Source organism: Streptomyces sennicomposti, from assembly GCF_019890635.1.
In the GTDB taxonomy this organism is placed as follows: domain Bacteria; phylum Actinomycetota; class Actinomycetes; order Streptomycetales; family Streptomycetaceae; genus Streptomyces; species Streptomyces sennicomposti.
The window spans coordinates 22,778-40,126 of the sequence record NZ_JAIOAB010000006.1; the positions used below are offsets into that span (position 1 = coordinate 22,778).

At 75.2% G+C, this 17,349-nt stretch carries 16 protein-coding genes and 1 riboswitch; of the genes, 8 read left to right on the forward strand and 8 right to left on the reverse strand.

Annotation, left to right across the window (positions count from 1 at the left end; translation table 11 throughout):
* Positions 1-116: 116 nt before the first annotated feature.
* The 3 genes from K7787_RS05460 to thiO all read right to left on the reverse strand — a co-directional run bounded on the left by K7787_RS05460 (position 117) and on the right by thiO (position 2,284).
* Positions 117-911 carry a thiazole synthase gene (locus tag K7787_RS05460; protein WP_164392821.1) on the reverse strand — a complete coding sequence of 265 codons (795 nt, stop codon included), beginning with the start codon at positions 909-911 and terminating at the stop codon, positions 117-119.
* Between the two features lie 3 nt (positions 912-914).
* Positions 915-1,115, reverse strand: coding sequence for a sulfur carrier protein ThiS (gene thiS / locus K7787_RS05465; RefSeq protein ID WP_164392819.1), 201 nt, complete (start codon positions 1,113-1,115; stop codon positions 915-917).
* Positions 1,112-2,284 carry a glycine oxidase ThiO gene (gene thiO / locus K7787_RS05470; RefSeq protein WP_372456606.1) on the reverse strand — a complete coding sequence of 391 codons (1,173 nt, stop codon included), beginning with the start codon at positions 2,282-2,284 and terminating at the stop codon, positions 1,112-1,114. Before thiO ends, thiS begins: the two co-directional genes overlap by 4 nt.
* Positions 2,282-2,393, reverse strand: a riboswitch (TPP riboswitch). Its footprint overlaps the gene before it by 3 nt.
* A gap of 35 nt (positions 2,394-2,428) precedes the next feature.
* Between thiO and K7787_RS05475 the strand changes: the two genes are divergently transcribed.
* The 4 genes from K7787_RS05475 (at position 2,429) to thiE (ending at position 6,263) form a co-directional block, all read left to right on the forward strand.
* On the forward strand, positions 2,429-2,770 hold the full coding sequence (locus K7787_RS05475) for an avidin-fold protein (RefSeq protein WP_009188131.1): 342 nt from the start codon (positions 2,429-2,431) through the stop codon (positions 2,768-2,770).
* Positions 2,771-2,837: 67 nt separating this feature from the next.
* Positions 2,838-4,067 (forward strand): NAD(P)/FAD-dependent oxidoreductase, encoded by a 1,230-nt coding sequence (locus K7787_RS05480; protein ID WP_223000653.1) that lies wholly within the window; start codon positions 2,838-2,840, stop codon positions 4,065-4,067.
* A 101-nt stretch (positions 4,068-4,168) separates the two neighbouring features.
* Complete coding sequence (locus K7787_RS05485) at positions 4,169-4,534, forward strand: Rv2175c family DNA-binding protein (RefSeq protein WP_027758504.1); 366 nt, start codon at positions 4,169-4,171, stop codon at positions 4,532-4,534.
* A 1,066-nt stretch (positions 4,535-5,600) separates the two neighbouring features.
* A complete protein-coding gene (thiE, locus tag K7787_RS05490) occupies positions 5,601-6,263 on the forward strand; it encodes a thiamine phosphate synthase (RefSeq protein ID WP_223000654.1) in 663 nt (220 codons plus the stop codon).
* A 200-nt stretch (positions 6,264-6,463) separates the two neighbouring features.
* Here the strand turns inward: thiE and K7787_RS05495 are convergent, their stop codons facing one another.
* Positions 6,464-7,426, reverse strand: coding sequence for an IS481 family transposase (locus tag K7787_RS05495; RefSeq protein WP_223000655.1), 963 nt, complete (start codon positions 7,424-7,426; stop codon positions 6,464-6,466).
* 308 nt (positions 7,427-7,734) lie between these two features.
* On the opposite strand from K7787_RS05495, the gene metF reads away from it, so the two are divergent.
* Both metF and K7787_RS05505 read left to right on the forward strand, forming a co-directional pair.
* The gene (gene metF / locus K7787_RS05500) at positions 7,735-8,658 is read left to right on the forward strand and encodes a methylenetetrahydrofolate reductase [NAD(P)H] (RefSeq protein WP_009188127.1); all 924 of its coding nucleotides are present in this window, start codon (positions 7,735-7,737) and stop codon (positions 8,656-8,658) included.
* Between the two features lie 56 nt (positions 8,659-8,714).
* Positions 8,715-9,707, forward strand: coding sequence for an SCO2102 family sporulation regulator (locus K7787_RS05505; RefSeq protein WP_223000656.1), 993 nt, complete (start codon positions 8,715-8,717; stop codon positions 9,705-9,707).
* A 62-nt stretch (positions 9,708-9,769) separates the two neighbouring features.
* Here K7787_RS05505 and K7787_RS05510 read toward each other — a convergent pair whose 3' ends face one another.
* The 4 genes from K7787_RS05510 to K7787_RS05525 form a co-directional block, all read right to left on the reverse strand.
* Positions 9,770-11,281 carry a phytoene desaturase family protein gene (locus K7787_RS05510; protein WP_223000657.1) on the reverse strand — a complete coding sequence of 504 codons (1,512 nt, stop codon included), beginning with the start codon at positions 11,279-11,281 and terminating at the stop codon, positions 9,770-9,772.
* 479 nt (positions 11,282-11,760) lie between these two features.
* Positions 11,761-12,390 (reverse strand): TetR/AcrR family transcriptional regulator, encoded by a 630-nt coding sequence (locus K7787_RS05515; protein ID WP_019984423.1) that lies wholly within the window; start codon positions 12,388-12,390, stop codon positions 11,761-11,763.
* 71 nt (positions 12,391-12,461) lie between these two features.
* The gene (locus K7787_RS05520) at positions 12,462-14,552 is read right to left on the reverse strand and encodes a YhgE/Pip family protein (protein ID WP_164387784.1); all 2,091 of its coding nucleotides are present in this window, start codon (positions 14,550-14,552) and stop codon (positions 12,462-12,464) included.
* The gene (locus K7787_RS05525; RefSeq protein WP_223000658.1) at positions 14,524-15,525 is read right to left on the reverse strand and encodes an ATP-binding cassette domain-containing protein; all 1,002 of its coding nucleotides are present in this window, start codon (positions 15,523-15,525) and stop codon (positions 14,524-14,526) included. Before K7787_RS05525 ends, K7787_RS05520 begins: the two co-directional genes overlap by 29 nt.
* Positions 15,526-15,691: 166 nt before the next feature.
* On the opposite strand from K7787_RS05525, the gene K7787_RS05530 reads away from it, so the two are divergent.
* On the forward strand, positions 15,692-16,270 hold the full coding sequence (locus K7787_RS05530; protein WP_019984420.1) for an SAV_6107 family HEPN domain-containing protein: 579 nt from the start codon (positions 15,692-15,694) through the stop codon (positions 16,268-16,270).
* Positions 16,271-16,360: 90 nt separating this feature from the next.
* Complete coding sequence (locus K7787_RS05535; protein ID WP_169436609.1) at positions 16,361-17,188, forward strand: methyltransferase; 828 nt, start codon at positions 16,361-16,363, stop codon at positions 17,186-17,188.
* Positions 17,189-17,349: the final 161 nt, after the last annotated feature.

A 17,349-nucleotide genomic window follows, 5' to 3' on the forward strand; every position in this document is an offset into this window, starting at 1 on the left:
CTGCAGCCGTCCTGTGACGCTTCCCACGCCCCTCGCGCGCGCCCGCCCACGCCGCCGAGCGCCCCCGCCCGCGCGTCGCCGGGCACCAGGGCCGGGCGGCCCCGCGCCCCCGGGCACTAAAAGGCCGGGCGCTCCGGGTCCAGGGCGGCCAGGCCCTCGGTGGGGGAGGACGCCTCGGCGAAGTGGCGCTTGGGGATGCGCCCGGCCAGCCGGGCCAGCCGGCCCGCCGTCACCGCCTGCCGCATCGCCTCGGCCATCAGCACCGGCTCCTGCGCCCGGGTCACCGCCGAGGCGAGCATCACGCCCGCGCACCCCAGCTCCATCGCCAGCGCCACGTCCGAGGCGGTGCCCGCGCCCGCGTCCAGGATCACCGGCACGCGCGCGTGCTCCACGATCAGCTGGAAGTTGTGCGGGTTGCGGATGCCGAGCCCGGACCCGATCGGCGAACCCAGCGGCATGATCGCCGCACAGCCCGCGTCCTCCAGCTTGCGGGCCAGCACCGGGTCGTCATTGGTGTACGGCAGCACCGTGAAGCCGTCGTCCACCAGCGTCTCGGCCGCCTCCAGCAGCTCGATCGGGTCCGGCAGCAGCGTCCGCTCGTCGGCGATGACCTCCAGCTTCACCAGCTCGGTGCCCAGCGCCTCGCGCGCCAGCCGCGCCGTGAGCACCGCCTCGCCCGCGGTGAAGCAGCCCGCCGTGTTCGGCAGGACCGCGATGCCCAGCTCGCGCAGCACCGACAGCACCGAGCCGTGCACCGACGGATCGACCCGGCGCATCGCCACCGTGGTCAGCTCCGTGCCCGAGGCCACCAGGGCCCGCCGCAGCACGTCGAGGCTCGGCGCGCCGCCGGTGCCCATGATCAGGCGGGACGTGAGGGACGTTCCGCCGAGGACGAGAGGATCGTCGGCCATGGCTCAGCCTCCCTGGACGGCGGTCAGGACTTCGACGCGGTCGCCCTCGGCCAGCACCGTGGCCGGCCACTGCGCGCGCGGGACGACGGTCTCGTTGAGGGCGGCGGCCACCCCGGAGGGCGCCGCGGTCAGCGCCCGCACCACGGCGTCGAGCGCCGTACCGGGCTCGACGCCGCGGGAGACGCCGTTGACGGAGATGTTCATACGGGCAGCTCCGTGCGGACGGCGGCGCGAAAGCGCCGCGGGGTGAAGGGGCGCGCCTCGTCGGGCAGCTCGCCGGTGGTCAGGACGTGCGCCATGACGTCGCCGGTGACCGGCGTGAGCAGCACCCCGTTGCGGTAGTGGCCGGTGGCCAGCAGCAGCCCGGGCAGCACGGTCGGGCCGAGCAGCGGGGCGTTGTCCGGGGAGCCGGGGCGCAGCCCGGCCCGGGTCTCGGTCAGCGGCAGCTCGGTGATGCCGGGCACCAGCTCGTGCGCGTCGCGCAGCAGCTCGTACACGCCGCCCGCCGTCACCGTGGTGTCCCAGCCCAGCTCCTCGCTGGTGGCCCCGACGACCAGCTCGCCGCTCAGACGCGGCACCAGGTACAGGTGGCTGCCGCGCACCACGGCCCGCACCGTGCGGCTCAGGAACGGCGCGTACCGTCCCGGTACCGTCAGCCGCAGCACCTGACCCTTGACCGGGCGCACCGGCGGCAGCACCTCGTCCGGCACCCCGGCCAGCCGCCCGCTGAGGCTGCCCGCGGCCAGCACCACCTGCCGCGCGCCGAGCGCCGTGCCGTCGCGGAGGACGCAGCCGGCGGCCCGGTCCCGTTCGACGGTGAGCCGCTCGGCCCAGGCGCGGTGGAAGACCACGCCCGCCCGCTCGCAGGCGGCGACCAGCGCGGCGGCCAGCCGCCGCGGGTCGATCTGGTGGTCGCCGTCCACCCGCAGCCCGCCGCGCACCCCGGGCGCGAGCATCGGCTCCAGGCGCCGGCACTCCCGCCCCGACAGCCACTCCGACTCCAGCCCCGACTGCTGCTGCAGCGCGTGCAGTTCGCGCAGGTGGGCGCGGTCGTCGGCGTCCAGCGCCACCGCGAGCGTGCCGCACCGGCGGTAGCCGAGATCGGCTCCGGCCGCCTCGGCCAGCTCGGCGGCGAAGTCCGGATAGCGGCGCGCGGAGGCCAGATTGAGGCCGAGCAGCGTCTGCTCGCCGTAGTGCAGTTCGGTGACCGCGGCCAGCATCCCGGCCGCCACCTGCGCGGCCCCGCCGCCCGGCTCGGGGTCCACCACGGCCGTGGCCAGCCCGCGCTGCGCCGCGCGCCAGGCCGTCACGAGGCCGATGATCCCGCCCCCGAGGACGAGGACGTCCGAGGTGCGTGACGATGGCAATGACATGGGCTTCCAGCCCCTCCCTTCGCCGGCATGACCCGGATCAGGTTCGTACGGTCGGAGGCCGCCAGCCTCCCTCTCAGCCCGGTGCGTCCGGGCTCCCGCGAGTGCTTGTAGCCTAGCAGCGCCACTTGAGAGGGAGCTTCTCGCATGCCGCGCTCACTGGACGGTCTGGTCCTCGCCCCCGTCGCCGACCAGGCCCCCGGCCAGGTCGGCACCCGCACCCGTTTCACGTACCACGAGGACGACGGCCGGATCTGGGCCGAGTACGCCGGCGGCGACGTCGTACGCGGCCATCTGGTGGGCACCCGCGACGGCGACCGGCTCGACTTCCGCTACGTCCAGCTCAAGCACGACGGCACCACCTCCAGCGGGCACTGCGTGTCCACGGTCGGCGAACTGCCCGACGGGCGGCTGCGGTTGACGGAGACCTGGGAGTGGGAGTCGCAGGCCGGCAGCGGGACGAGCGTGGTGGAGGAAGTCCGGCCGTAGCGGTTGTGCGGGAGGTCACCGCGCACGCCCCCTGCCTGACGGCAAGTCAGTTGTCTATGGTGATCAGGTGAGCGAGCAGACGCAGGAACAGGGCACGGCACAGCCGCGGCGCGTGGTCGTCGTGGGCGCGGGCATGGCCGGCGTGCAGACCGCGGTCGCCCTGCGCGAGCAGGGCTTCACCGGCTCGGTCGTGCTGATCGGCGCCGAACCCCACCAGCCCTACGACCGGCCGCCGCTGTCCAAGGCCGTCCTGCTCGGCAAGGCCGAGGACTCCGCCTTCGACGTCGACTTCGAGGCGCTCGGCCTCGAACTGCGGCTCGGCTGCGAGGCGCTGGCCGTCCGCCCCGAGGAGCACGTCCTCGACACCTCCGCCGGGCCGGTGCCCTACGACGTCCTCGTGCTCGCCACCGGCGCCGAACCGATTCGCCTCCCGGGCTCCGAGGGCGTCCCCGGCGTCCACCTGCTGCGCACCCTGGACGACGCGGAACGCCTGCGGCCCGTCCTCGCCGCACAGCACGACGTGGTCGTCGTCGGCGCCGGCTGGATCGGCGCGGAGTTCGCCACCGCGGCGCGCGAGGCCGGCTGCGCGGTGACCGTGGTGGAGGCCGCCGACCGGCCGCTGGCGGGCGTCGTGCCCGACGAGGTCGCCGCCCCCATGACCGCCTGGTACGCCGACAGCGGCGCCGAGCTGCGCACCCGCGCGCGCGTGGCGCACGTCGAGCCCGGCGCGGTGGTGCTCGACGACGGCTCGCGGCTGCCCGCGGGCGCCGTCGTCGTCGGCATCGGGGCGCGCCCGGCGACCGGCTGGCTGGCCGGATCCGGCATCGCACTCGGCGAGCTGGGCGAGATCGTCGCCGACGACCACCTGCGCACCTCCCTGCCCGACGTGTACGCGGTCGGCGACTGCGCCTCCTTCCCCTCGGGCCGCTACGGCGAGCGGCTGCTGATCCACCACTGGGACAACGCCCTCCAGGGCCCGCGCACGGTCGCCGCGAACGTCGTCGGCCCGGCCCCGGCGCCCTACGACCCGGTGCCGTACTTCTGGTCCGAGCAGTTCGGCCGCTTCGTGCAGTACGCCGGGCACCACACGGCCGGCGACACGCTGCTGTGGCGCGGCGACGCCGCCGGGCCGGCGTGGAGCGTGTGCTGGCTGCGCGGCGACCGGCTGGTCGCTCTGCTGGCGGTCGGCCGACCGCGCGATCTCGCGCAGGGCCGGCGGCTGATCGAGGCCGGTACGGCGATGGACCGGGGGCTGCTCGCGGACCCGGCCAGACCGCTGAAGGAAGCGACCGCGTAGGCCGCCCAGGGCCGTGCCGTCCGCCCGTCGTCGGCCTGCCGTCCGCCCAGGTGGGTGGGGCTGACTTCCGACTGTCGGTGGCAGATGGCACGCTTGGTTCCGTGACCGAGATTGACGCCAAGATTGATGCTCTCGTCCCCGCCTGGCTCACCCTGCCCGATATCGCCGAAATGCTCGATGTCGAGGTGACACGGGTGCGGCAGCTGGTCAAGGAGGGCCAGCTCATCGCCGTACGCCGCGGTGAGAACCGGGCCCTGCACGTGCCTGCCGCCTTCATCGACGGCGACAAGGTCGTCAAGGGCCTGTCCGGGACCCTGACCCTGCTGCGGGACGACGGCTTCACGGTCGAAGAGATGATCGAGTGGCTCTTCACCCCCGACCCGACCCTGCCCGGCACGCCCGCGCAGGCCCTCAGCGAGAACCGCGGCACGGAGGTGAAGCGCCGCGCCCAGGCCCTGGCCGTCTGAAGCCCCGCCCCCTGACCGGGGGCCCGCCTTCCGTCCGCCCCCGGACCCCGTGGGGGCCTCCGGGACCCCGCCTCCTCGGGGCGCTGCTTCTGGGGCGTGACCTTTCGGGCCCGCCTCTGGGGCTTGCTTCCGGGGCGTGGCCTTCGGGCCTGCCTGCTGGCGCTTGCTGCCGGTGGGCGTCCTCCGGACCTGCCCCCTGGGGCTGCTTGCTGCCCCGTCGGGGCTTTGCTTTCGGGTCGTGGCCTCAGGGCACCGCCCCCTCCGGGTACTGCCCCCTCGGGGCGCTGCTTCTGGGGCGTGACCTTTCGGGCCCGCCTCTGGGGGCTTGCTTCCGGGGGGCGACCTCCGGACCCGCCTCCTGCGGGCTTGTTTCCGGCGGCGTGGCCTCCGGACCCGCTCCCTGAGGGCTTGCTGACGGTGGGCGTGGCCCTCCGAGCCTGCCCGCCGGGGTGCGGCCTCCCGGGCGGTTGCTCCTGGGGGCGGCCTCCGGCCAGGCGGGGAGGCGCGGCCGGGAGACGCGACCTCCGTTCCGGGATCTTCGGCCGTGCCGACGGACTTCCGTCCGGCTCCGGGCCCATGGCCCGGCTCGTGCGGCGTCGGCCGTGCAGACCTTCCCCCGGCCCTGCGAGTGCGGGGGCTCTGGCCCGACGACGGTCGGCGGGCCCCGACCTGCGGCCCCCGGCTCGGTTGCGCCGATCCACCTGGCTCCGCCCCTGCGGACCGGTTCGGGCCCCGACCGGATGCTGGCTGCCCGGACCGGCAGCGACCGTCGCGAGGCCGGGGCCCCGCTCCCGCGGAGGCGGCGTCGGTGGTCCGCGTAGGCTGTGGGCACCGTACGCACCGCATCCGCGGTGGCGCGTCCGCGCACCGTGACCCACGGCGGCGGCCTCACGCACCGCGTCCGCGGCGAGGCGTCGCCGCGCCGGCAGAAGCGCTCTCGCGCATCGCGTCCACAGCGACGCATCGCGCGTCGACGCGTCCGCGCGCCGGCGCAGAACGACACGTACGGCGCGCGCCCGCGCCTGCCGCGAAGCGTCAGCGCAACCGACGAACGAGGGGACCCCGTATGTCCGACGCCGCGATCGCCTCCGCCCGGGAACGGCTCGCCGACGCCCGGCTGTACCTGTGCACGGACGCCCGCAAGGACCGCGGCGACCTCGCCGAGTTCCTCGACGCGGTGCTGGCCGGCGGCGTCGACATCGTGCAGCTGCGGGACAAGGGCATGGAGGCGGGGGAGGAGCTGGAGCACCTGGAGGTGTTCGCCGACGCCTGCGCCCGCCACGGCAAGCTCCTCGCGGTCAACGACCGCGCGGACGTCGCCCACGCCGCCCGTGCCGACGTGCTCCACCTCGGCCAGGGCGACCTGCCCGTCCCCGCCGCCCGCGCGATCCTCGGCGACGAGGTCCTGATCGGCCGCTCCACGCACGCCGAACCGGAGGCCGACGCCGCGGCGGTCCAGGACGGCGTGGACTACTTCTGCACCGGCCCCTGCTGGCCCACCCCCACCAAGCCCGGCCGCCACGCGCCCGGACTCGGCCTCGTCCGCCACACCGCCGCCCTCGGCGCCGACCGCCCCTGGTTCGCCATCGGCGGCATCGACCTCGGCAACCTGGACCAGGTCCTGGAGGCCGGCGCCCGCCGCGTCGTCGTGGTCCGGGCGATCACCGAGGCCGACGACCCCGGCGCGGCGGCGGCGGAGTTCGCCGAGCGCCTGCGCGAACCGCGCTAGGCCGTGTCGTCACATTCCCGCCTGCTCCGCGCCGCCATGCACGCACTCTCGCCGCACCGGACCCAGACCCGAGTACGTCCAGTACGAGGGTCAGGGTCCGGCACTTCCCCAAGCTCTCCGAGCAGGGGGGACCCCCAGAGCACGCACCTGACGCCGCAGGGCCCGCCCTCCGGGCGGACGGCGGGAATGTGCGACACGGCCTAGCTGTGCTGGTCGGACAGGTTGGTGACGCGGCTGGCTGGTGGGTGGCCGCCGATGCCGGTGTGGGGTCGGTGGTAGTTGTACCAGTCCAGCCAGTCGGGAAACGCTGCCTGCCGTTCGGCGTCCGAGGTGTAGGGCCGCTGGTAGGCCCATTCCTCGAGCAGGGTGCGGTGGAAGCGTTCGACCTTGCCGTTGGTCTGGGGCCGCCAGGGCCTGGTCCAGCGGGGGCGGATGCCCAGCTGGTGGCAGGTGTCGCGCCAGGTGTTCTTGGTGTAGGCCCAGGCGTTGTCGGTCAGGACCCGCTCGACGGTGATGCCCTGGGCGGCGAACCATGCCGTTGCCCGGCGTAGGAAGCCGGCGCAGGTCGCGGCTTTCTCGTCGGGCAGGTGCTCGGTGTAGGCCAGGCGGGAGTGGTCGTCCAGGGCGGTGTGCAGGTAGGCGTACCCGGTGCCGCCTCGGCGGTCCTGGTTGGCCCGGCCGGCCGCCCGGCCGAGGACTTTGTGTCCACCGCCGTCCGGGATGCGGCCGAGCTTCTTGACGTCGATGTGGACCAGTTCGCCGGGCCGGGAGCGCTCGTAGCGGCGCACGGGCTCACCGGTGGAGCGGTCACAGACGGCCAGAGCGGGCAAGCCATGCCGGACGAGGATGCGGTGGGCGGTCGAAGCGGCGATACCGGTGCGGGCGGCCAGCCGGACCGGCCCGATACGGTGCTCGCGCCGCAGCCGCACGACCTGCTCTTCGACGGCAGCCGGGGTGCGGCGGGGCTGGCCGTGCGGGCGGCTGGAGCGATCGTGCATCCCGGCCTCGCCCAGCTGCCGGTAGCGGCCGGCCCATCGGGCGGCAGTCGTATGGCTGACCTGGAAACGTTCCGCCGCACGGCGCAAGGGCCAGCCGTCCTCGACGACACACCGGGCCAGACGCAGCCTGCCGGTGGGGGGCAACGGGGCGTTACGGTGGGACACGAGGGCCTCCTGGACGTCGGTGCAGACTTCGCAATCCACACCGAACCCAGAAGGCCCTCACCTGTTCAAGCACCCAGCACGCGTGTCACCAACGTCCCGGGACAGCACACCTAGCCCGCCGGTCCCGCCCGCCCCCGGCCGCCCGCGTCTCGCCCCTCGGACGCCGGCGGCCGCCCGACGGCCGCTTCACGCCCGCCGGACGCCCGGTTCCGGACCGAAGTGTCCGAAGGGTGGACAACAAAGGGGCAATTCGGTCAAATTTCCGGCGCCCGGTTGGGGCGCCGCCGCCCCGTGGATAACCTGCGGGTATGGCCCTCGGAACCGCATCCACCAGGACTGACCGCGCACGCACCGTGCGCGACATGCTCGCCACCGGTAAGAGCACGTTCTCGTTCGAGTTCTGGGCGCCGAAGACGGAGAAGGGCGAGCGCAACCTGTGGAACGCGCTGCGCCGGGTCGAGGCGGTCGCCCCCGACTTCGTCTCGGTGACGTACGGCGCCGGCGGTTCCACCCGCGCGGGCACGGTCCGGGCCACCCAGCAGATCGCCGCCGACTCCACCCTCACCCCGGTCGCCCACCTGACCGCGGTGAACCACTCGATCGCCGAGCTGCGCAACATCATCGGCCAGTACGCCGACGCCGGGATCCGCAACATGCTCGCCGTGCGCGGCGACCCGCCCGGCGACCCGATGGGCGAGTGGGTCCCGCACCCGCGCGGACTGACCTACGCCGCCGAACTCGTCCGCCTCATCAAGGAGTCGGGCGACTTCTGCGTCGGCGTGGCGGCCTTCCCGGAGATGCATCCGCGCTCGGCCGACTGGGACACCGACGTCGCCCGCTTCGTCGACAAGTGCCGCGCGGGCGCCGACTACGCCATCACCCAGATGTTCTTCCAGCCGGAGTCCTACCTCCGGCTGCGCGACCGCGTCACCGCCGCCGGCTGCGAGACCCCGGTGATCCCCGAGGTCATGCCGGTCACCAGTGTCAAGATGCTGGAACGACTGCCACAGCTCAGCAACGCCGTCATCCCCGACGCCCTGAAAGAGCGGATCCTCGCGGCGAAGGACGATCCGACGGCGGTACGCTCCATGGGAATCGAGTTCGCCACCGAGTTCTGTGCGCGGCTGCTGGCCGAGGGAGTGCCCGGACTGCACTTCATCACGCTCAACAACTCCACGGCGACCTTGGAAATCTACGAGAACCTGGGCCTGCACCACCCCCCGCGGGCCTAGACCGGCCGTACCCGCGTACGACACACTGCGGAGCGGCCACTGGGAGAGGGGCGTACATGGGCTGGACGGTCCTCTACATCGCGTTCGGCGTCGTCGCGCTGTGGCTGCTCGGCGAGGTGCTGTTGCAGTACAAGGCGCGGCTGCGCTGGCGGCTGCTCGCCTTCGCCGGCTTCCTGTGTGTGGTGGTCGGTGTGCTGATGCCCTCCGTCCTGGTCATCGCGCTGGGCACGGCCGCGTTCGCGGTGGGGCAGACGTTCGTCACGCTGTCCTTCCGCCGCGGCTTCGCCGCCGGCTGGGCGGTCAGCCGGCCCGGCCCGGGCGCGGAGAGCGGCGCCAAGCGCCGCCGGGGCCGCGCCGAGCGCAAGAAGAAGGGCGAGGACCCGGAGAGCGCCGGCCTCGACACCGCCGACGGCTACGGCACCGGCCACGCCGACGCGGACGGCGCGCACCTCGAGGACGGCACGGACCCGGCGACCGGCGCGGACGCCCCGCCTGGCCACGACGTCCCGGCGTACGGGCACGACGACGACTACGACCGCGACGACGTGTTCGCCCCCGCCCGCCCCCTGCAGGCCGCGGGCGACGACGCCACCGCCGTGTACGAGCCGCAGCCCCTGCCCGACGACACCGGCTCCTACGGCGTCTACGACCCCCGGCCCGCCCAGGACCAGTACGCCACCGCCGCACAGGGCGCCGACCAGGGCTACGGCTACGACTACTCCGGCTACGGCCAGCAGGGCTACGGCTACGACGGCGCGGGCCAGGGCTACACCGGCTACACCGACCCCTACCTCGGCGACCAGTCCGGCTACGGCGGCGCCTCCTACGACCCGTCCTACGGCCAGGGCGGCGCCCAGGCGCCGTACACGACCGGCGGCTACGGCGGCGAGACCCCGGCCGCCGGGGTGTGGGTCCCGCAGCAGCGCGCCGACGACCCGCACGGCGGCGCGCTCCCGCCCGAGCAGCAGCCCTACCCGTACCAGGGCGACGGCCAGAACCAGAACCCGGCCCCGCACGCCCCGGGCTACGACGAGCAGTACCGCTTCTGAGCCGGTGAGCCCGGCGGACGCACCGCCGGGCCCCGCTCACCGAGCCCGCTGACCGAGCCCGCTCACTGGGAGCCGCGGAACTCCGGTCCCTCCACGATCAGTCCGGCCACCAGCGCGCCCGACATCCCCGCGTGCGGCAGCCCGCCGCCGGGATGCGACCAGCCGCCCACGGTGAACAGCCCGGGCAGCGCCGTGGAGTTGGCCGGGTGCAGCAGCCGGCCGCCGGCCGCGGCGAGCGCCGGGGCGGGCACCGCGCCGCCCGGCGCGCCGGTCTCCCGCTCGATGTCGGCCGGTCCGCGCACCTCCTGCCACAGGATGCGCTCCCGCAGCCCCGGCACGGCCCGCTCGGCCGCCGCGATCATGCGCTCGGCCCGCGCCTCCAGCGCCTCGCGGCCCGCCGGATCGCCGCCGCCCGCCGGGACCGTGGCCGTGAGCGTGACGGCCTCGTGCTCCGGGTCCGGGACCAGCGCCGGGTCGCCGGGCCGCGTCACGGCCACCGTCGGCGGCGCGGGCGGCGCGGGAGCCGTGCCGAACAGCGCGTCCAGCTCGGCCGCGCGGTCCGGGGTGTGCACCACGGTCCGGTGGGCCGTTCCCTCGGGGCGGCCGCCGCGCAGCGCCAGCAGCACCGTCAGCCGGCTCGGCAGCCCGCGCTGCGCCGGCACCCCGCCCGGCTCCCGGACCGCCGTCCGCCCGGTCAGCCGGTCCAGCGTCTCGGGCGGGACGCCGGCGACCACGAACTCCGCCTCCGCCGCCGTCCCGTCGGCGAACTCCACGCCCGCCGCCCGGCCGTCCCGCTCGGCGATCCGCACGGCCTCGGCGCCGAAGACGAACTCCACCCTGCGCGCCACGCACCGCTCGTACACCGCGCGGGCCAGCTCGCGCAGCCCGCCCCGGACGTACCAGGTGCCGAAGGCGTGCTCCATGTACGGCAGCACGGCCGCGCTCGCCGGGGCCGTCCGCGGATCGAGGCCGCAGGCGAGCGCGTGGCTCTCCAGGAGCGCGGCGAGACGGGCGTCGCGCAGCTCCCAGGCGCCGACCTCGGCGAGCGTGCCCGCCCGGCGGGTGCGCAGCAGACGCTTGTGCGGCACCGCCGGATAGGGCTCGCGCTCGGCCAGCACCGGCCAGTTGGGCCACAGCGGCTCCTCCAGGAGCGGTCTGCGGGTGCGGTCCCAGGCCTCGCGCGCCCGCACCAGGAAGTCGCCCCAGCGCTGCCCGGCCCCCGCACCCAGCGCCTCGTCCAGGGCCGCGACCACGCCCGCGCGGGACGCGTTCGGCAGGGACACGGCGGTGCCGTCCGCGAAGACGTGCCGGACCGAGGGATCGACCTGGACCAGCTCGACGACGTCCTCCAGCGGCTCCTTGCCGGTCTTGACGAACAGGTCGCGGTGGACCGCGGGCAGCGGGAGCAGCGCGGGGCCGGTGTCGAAGGCGAAACCGTCCCGCTCGAAGCGGCGCACCCCGCCGCCGTACGTCTCCGTCCGCTCGTACACCGTCACCCGGTGGCCCGCGACGGCCAGCCGGGCGGCGGCAGCCATCGCGCCCGTCCCGGCGCCGATCACCGCAATCCGTGCCATGCCGGGGACTTTACCGACCACCACCGACAATGCCCGCCGCGGGGCCGTGACCAGCGCATTCGCCCCTCGGCGGCCCGTCGGCCGGGGCGGGGCGCGGGGTGCTGAGTACCCGTACCTAGCCGCACAGATGAGTACGCGCGCGGATGGGGGCGGGACCGTCGGGAGGCGAGAGTGGAGGCACGGGAAGGGGCACGGCGCCGGTACCGCCGACACGGGGCGGCGGAACCGGCGCCGCCCTGGACCGCTCCTTCCGCCGGCTCGCGTCGGCGGAAGCGAGGCACGGGGGACCCGGACGACCGACGGGGGCCCGACGGGGGAACGGGGGCGGGACAGGAGCGCCGGAGCGCGGTGGCCGCGGGGGAACGCCGGCCACGGCGCACCGGCGCTCTCGTGCACGCCCGCGCACTGCCGTACGCCCTCAGCAGGGTCGTACGCCCCCAGTTGTGCCGTACACCCCCGGCAGGGCGGTCGACGAATCGTCAGCGGGCGCCGCTCACCCGGCCCTGGAGCAGCCGTGAGAGCGCCGCGTGGACATCGTCCAGGGAGCGTTCGGGCTGGAAGGACTTCCAGTCCAGGGCGGCCACCAGCACCATGCCCACCAGCGCGGCGGCGGTCAGCGGCACATCGATCTCGTCGCTGAACTCGCCCTGCGCCACCCCCTCGCGCAGCACCCCCTCCACGACCGCGACCGCCTCCTGCCGGACCACCATGAGCGTGGACTGCCAGGCCCGGTTGGTGCGCCACAGCTCGGCCACGTACAGCTGGGTGAAGGCGGGGTAGCGGTCGATGAAGACGAGACCGGCCCGGACCATCGCGTCCAGGGCGTCGACCCGGCTGCCGCCCGCCCGCTCGGTCCCCTCGGCCGCCTCCCTGAGGGAGGCGGTGAGCAGGCCCACCCCGTGCCGCAGCAGCTCCTCGAAGAGGACCGACTTGCTCGCGAAGTTGTAGTAGACCGTGCCCTTGGCCACGCCGGCGCGCTCGGCGATCTCGTCCACCGTGGTCGCGGAGAAGCCCTGCTCGGCGATGAGCGTGACGGCCGCCTCGTAGAGCTTCTGCCGGGTGGCCTCCCGGCGGGTGCTGCCGGCCGGCGTGGTGCTGCTGCGTTCCATGGCCTTGATTCTCACAGGTGCGGGCCGCCCGGCGGGCTCGACGGGTGCGGAAGGCGAGGCGGGCGGGCGGTTCACAGGCTCAGCTCCGGGTGCAGCCGGTCCAGGGTCCACACCTGCCGCCGCCGGGCCGCCAGCGCGGTCAGCGCCAGCGCCGCCGCGGTGAAGCCCGCGAGCACCGCGCACGCCGTCCACACCGGACCGAGCCCGCCGCCGGTGATCAGCCTCCGGAGGGCGTCCACGACGTAGCTCATCGGCAGGAAGGGATGCAGCGCGTTGAAGAAGCCGGGACTGGTCTGCACCGGGTAGGTGCCGCCGGCGGAGGTCAGCTGGAGCATCAGCAGCGCCAGCACGAGGATGCGGCCGGCCGGTCCGAAGCGCGCGTTCAGCCACTGCACGATCGCCGCGAAGCACGCCGCCACCAGGAACAGGAAGGCGATCGTGCCTCCCGCGCGGGTCATCTCCAGCCCGACCCCCCAGTGCAGCACCGCCATCAGCGCCGCCGTCTGGAGCACCCCGACCGCCGCCACCGGCAGCCAGCCGGCCAGCGCGATCCGCCACGCGGAGGCGCCCGCGGCCAGCGCCCGCCGGTTCATCGGCGGGATCAGCATGTACGCCACCATGGCGCCCACCCACAGCGACAGCGGGATGAAGTACGGGGCGAAACCGGTGCCGTAGTTGGGCGCGTGGTGCAGGTCCCGGGAGGCCAGCTGGACCGGGTCGGCCATCACGTCGGTGCGCCGGTCGCGGTCCTGCTTGTCGTAGTCCGGGATCTTCTTCGCGCCCGAGTGCAGCCCGCCGGCCAGCTTGCCGGAGCCGTCGGCCAGCTTGTACATGCCGCCGTTCAGATCCACGGCGCCCGTCTTCAGCTTGCCCACGCCGGCGTCCAGGTCGGCGGCGCCGGTCTTGGCGGTGCCGATCCCGGTGTGCAGCTTCTTCGCGCCCGCGGCGACCCGGGCGGCGCCCTGGTTGAGCTGGTTGATCTTCTTGACGGCGTCGTCCAGGTCCTCGGACAGGTGGGGCGCGCGGTCGGCGAGCGCCTGGGACTGCTTCTGGAGGGCCGCGAGGTCGGTGTCGAGCTTCTTCAGGTCGCCGTCGTTGTCCTTGATCAGCGTGTTGACGTCGTCGGCGACGGTCGCCACGTCGGCGGCGGACTCCTTGGCCTTCTTCAGATCGGGGCAGGCGGGGTCGGGGAGGGCGGTCCCGGGCCCGGCGCACCGGCGGGCGTAGATGTCGTCCAGGACGGCGGCGGAGGCGTGGGCGAGCCGGGCGGCGCCCGGGGCCTTGTCCACCAGCGTGTCGAGGTTGCGGCGGATCGCCTTGGCCGAGTCGGCGACCAGCCGGGCGGAGTCGCCGATCTTCTTCTCGTTGCCCTTCAGATACGGCCCGGCCTTCGCGTCCACCCCGTTGACCTTGTCGGCCAGGGTCTGGGTGCCGTCGGCGACCTGCCGCGAGCCGGACTCCAGGTCGCCCGCGCCGGTGTCGAGCCTGCGCAGGCCCTTGGCCAGCTTGCCGCTGCCCTTCTGGGCCTCCGTCAGCCCGTCGGCGAGGTCCTGGGAGCCCTTCTTCGCCTTGCCGATGCCGCCGCTCAGCTGGTCGGCGCCCTGCGCGGCCTTGACGGTCTGCCCGTGGATGTCGGAGAACGAGATGAAGATCCGGTCCAGGAAGGACCGCGACGCCTTGGTGGACGCGGCGCTGCGGACCTCGTTGAACACCGTCCGCGAGATCTGTCCGACGATGTAGTTGTTGGCGTCGTTCGTCCGCACCTGGAGTGCGCTGGTCTCGGGGGAGCCGCCCGCGCTGGAGGCGATCCGCTCGCTGAAGTCGGCGGGCATGGTGAGCGAGAGGTAGTACGTGCCGTCCTCGACGCCCCGGCGGGCCTCGGCGGCGCTCACCCGGTGCCAGTCGAACACCTCGCTCTTCAGCAGCTCCCTGGTGAGGTCGTCGCCGGCGGTGATCTCGCGGCCGGCCGCCGTGGCGCCCTGGTCCTCGTTCACCAGCGCCACCGGCACCCGGTCCAAGCGGCCGTACGGGTCCCAGAACGACCACAGGTACAGCGCGCCGTACAGCAGCGGCAGCACGAGCAGCGCGACCAGGGCGGCGCGCGGCAGCTTCCCGCGGCCGAAGCGCCTCAGCTCAAGAGCGGCCAGTTTCGGCGAGCGCATCGGCCGCCCCCTCCTCGTCCTCGGCGGCGGGCACGCCGCCCCGGGTGGTCGTGCGGCCGTCGGCGGGCGTGCGCCGCTCGGCGGTCCCGCCGTGGGCGGCGGCCCCGCCGTGCTCGGCCCTCTCGCCGTCCTCGAGGACGGCGTCGGCGGGCGTGCCGTCCCCGGCGGCCGAGTCGTCCGCGGCCGGTCCGCCGGTCTCGGCGGTGTCGCCGGCGGGCGTCCCGTCGTCGTCCGCCGTCCCCGGCTTCGCGGGGCCGGCGGTGGAGACGACCACCGCGTCCTCGGGCGCCTCGGAGCACACCGCCAGCACGGTCGTGCCGGACGCGGCCAGGGAGCCCAACAGCTCCCACACCTCGGCCCGTTCGGCGCCGGAGAGCTTGTGGTCGGCGTCGTCCACGGCGAGCAGCCGCGGCCCGGACATCAGGGCGAGGGCGATCGACAGGCGCAGCTCCTCCAGGCGCTCCAGGTCCCGCACTGCGGTCCGGGGGCCCTTGGGCAGCGCGGCGACGTCGAGCCCGGCGGCCGTCAGCGCCGCCTCCGTCGCCTCCCGCGCCTCGGCCCGCCGCCGGGCGCGCGAGCGCAGCAGGGCGCGCGGCGCGGCGCCGAACCGGCGCTGGAGCAGCGCCCGTTCACGCAGGTGCTCGCCGACGGTCAGGGCCGGTTCGAGGTCGGTGACGCCGGCGACGTTGGCGAGCGCGCTGACCCGGCGTAGCGCGGACATGCGCCGGGGCGGTTTGAGACCGCCCACCTCGGCCACCCCTTCGGTGGGCTTCATCCGCCCGGTGAGGGCCAGCAGCAGACAGGTGCGGCCGGAGCCGGACGGCCCCTCGACGGCGATCAGCGAACCGGGCGCCGCGTCGACGTCCACGTCGCGGAACGCCCAGCCGCGCGGCCCGCGCAGTCCGAAGCCGCGGGCCGTGACGGCGAGACCGCGCGGGGCGCCGTACGCGGTCTCGCGCGGGCTCTGGTCCACGGGTCTTCCCCTCCCCTGGATTTTTTGAACTGACTGGTCAGTGCAAAAACTACCCCCGATTCTGCGATCCAAGCAAAAGTCCAGGTCAGAACGGATTGTCAGTGGCATACCTCACGATGGGCACATACGGCACCCGTGCCGTGACCCAGACGACAGGAGGTTCGTCATGGCCAACTCGTCCGCAGCCGCCAGCCGGCGCCGCGCTTCCGGCCCTGCCCCCTCACTGACCGGCCCGGCGAGCGACGTGCACCCCGTGCTCCGCCGGGCCACGGCCCCGCCCGCCGCCCTCGACCTGCTCGCCCAGGCCCGCGCCGGACTCGACGAGGCCGCCGTCCTGGACCAGCCCAACGAGCGCTACGCCACGGCCCACCTGGCCGCCCTGCGCACCGCCGCCGCCGTGCTCGCCGCGCGCGGCCGCCCCGAGACCAGCCCCCGCCGCCGGGCCCGGATCCGCAGCGCCTGGGAGGTCCTGCCGGAGATAGCGCCCGAACTCACCGAGTGGAGCGCACTGTTCGCCTCCGGCGCCCGCCGCCGCGCGCTCGCCGAGGCCGGCGTCCAGGGCGCGGCCGGCCGCCGCGACGCCGACGACCTGATACGGGACGTGGCGATGTTCCTCCGCATCGTCGAACGGATGCTGGTCCTCCAGCCGGTGCTGCCCCAGCCCCGCGCCGGGGCGGGGGAGGGCGGCGGCGCCGAGGCGACGGGCGGACCAGGTGGCGGAGGCAATAGGGTGGAGAGTGCCTGAAGCCTTCCCGCCTCCCGTTTCCCGGGCCGGGCAGGCAGCCCGATCGCCCCGCCGCGCAAGAGGCGGTGCCGCCGCGAGGAGTCAACTGCCGTGTCGGACCCGATGCGCCCGCCCGTCTCCCCTCACCAGCACCGGACGACGCCGCTGCGCCCCGGCCCCGCCCGGCCCCGCGCCTCGCTGCGCACGGCCGTGGTCTGGGAGGTGCTGCGGGACGCCCTGGACCGGCGGGTCAAGGCCACCGGCCGGGAGTCGCTGGACGTCCTCGACACCGGCGGCGGCAGCGGCAACTTCGCCGTGCCCCTCGCCGCCCTCGGCCACCGGGTCACCGTCGTGGACCCCAGCCCCAACGCGCTGTTCGCCCTGGAGCGCCGCGCCGCGGAGGCCGGCGTCGCCGACCGGGTGCGCGGTGTGCAGGGCGACGCGCACGGCCTGTTCGACGTGGTCGAGCGCGGCGGCTACGACGCGGTGCTGTGCCACGGCGTCCTGGAGTACGTGGACGACCCCGCAGAGGGCCTGCGCAACGCGGTCGCCGCGCTGCGCGCCGAGGGCGTCCTCAGTCTGCTCGCCGCCGGCCTCGGCGGCGCGGTGCTCGCCAGGGCCCTGGCCGGGCACTTCAAGGAGGCCCGGCAGGCCCTCGGCGACCCCGACGGCCGCTGGGGCGAGGGCGACCCGATGCCGCGCCGCTTCACCGCCGAGCAGCTCACCGCGCTCGTCGAGGGCGCGGGCCTGACGGTCGGCGCGGTGCACGGCGTACGGGTCTTCGCCGACCTGGTGCCCGGGGTGCTGGTGGACACCGAGCCCGGGACGCTGGACGCGCTGCTGGAACTGGAGGTGGCCGCCGCCGAGCTGCCGGCCTTCCACTCCGTGGCCACCCAGCTCCACGTACTCGGCGAGACCCCGGCCGCCGCGGAGGCCTGAGGCGGTCCCCGAGGCCCGGGGCCGTTGCCGGGGCTCCGTTCCCGGGGCGGGCCGCCGATCGGCCGTCCGGCCGGGCATGGAGTGCGCCACAGGCCCCCCGCTCGGGCACCCCGCGCCGTATGATCGAGGGAGACCGTCCGGCATGACGGGTCGGCCGCCGG

Excerpts from the sequence above, each read along its gene's own strand:
- K7787_RS05460 (WP_164392821.1), bottom strand. The coding sequence starts at position 911 with ATGGCCGACGATCCTCTCGTCCTCGGCGGAACGTCCCTCACGTCCCGC.
- K7787_RS05505 (WP_223000656.1), top strand. The coding sequence starts at position 8,715 with ATGGGCTGGACGGTCCTCTACATCGCGTTCGGCGTCGTCGCGCTGTGG.
- metF (WP_009188127.1), top strand. The coding sequence starts at position 7,735 with ATGGCCCTCGGAACCGCATCCACCAGGACTGACCGCGCACGCACCGTG.
- K7787_RS05515 (WP_019984423.1), bottom strand. The coding sequence starts at position 12,390 with ATGGAACGCAGCAGCACCACGCCGGCCGGCAGCACCCGCCGGGAGGCC.
- K7787_RS05520 (WP_164387784.1), bottom strand. The coding sequence starts at position 14,552 with ATGCGCTCGCCGAAACTGGCCGCTCTTGAGCTGAGGCGCTTCGGCCGC.
- K7787_RS05510 (WP_223000657.1), bottom strand. The coding sequence starts at position 11,281 with ATGGCACGGATTGCGGTGATCGGCGCCGGGACGGGCGCGATGGCTGCC.
- thiO (WP_372456606.1), bottom strand. The coding sequence starts at position 2,284 with ATGTCATTGCCATCGTCACGCACCTCGGACGTCCTCGTCCTCGGGGGC.
- K7787_RS05530 (WP_019984420.1), top strand. The coding sequence starts at position 15,692 with ATGGCCAACTCGTCCGCAGCCGCCAGCCGGCGCCGCGCTTCCGGCCCT.
- thiS (WP_164392819.1), bottom strand. The coding sequence starts at position 1,115 with ATGAACATCTCCGTCAACGGCGTCTCCCGCGGCGTCGAGCCCGGTACG.
- thiE (WP_223000654.1), top strand. The coding sequence starts at position 5,601 with ATGTCCGACGCCGCGATCGCCTCCGCCCGGGAACGGCTCGCCGACGCC.
- K7787_RS05475 (WP_009188131.1), top strand. The coding sequence starts at position 2,429 with ATGCCGCGCTCACTGGACGGTCTGGTCCTCGCCCCCGTCGCCGACCAG.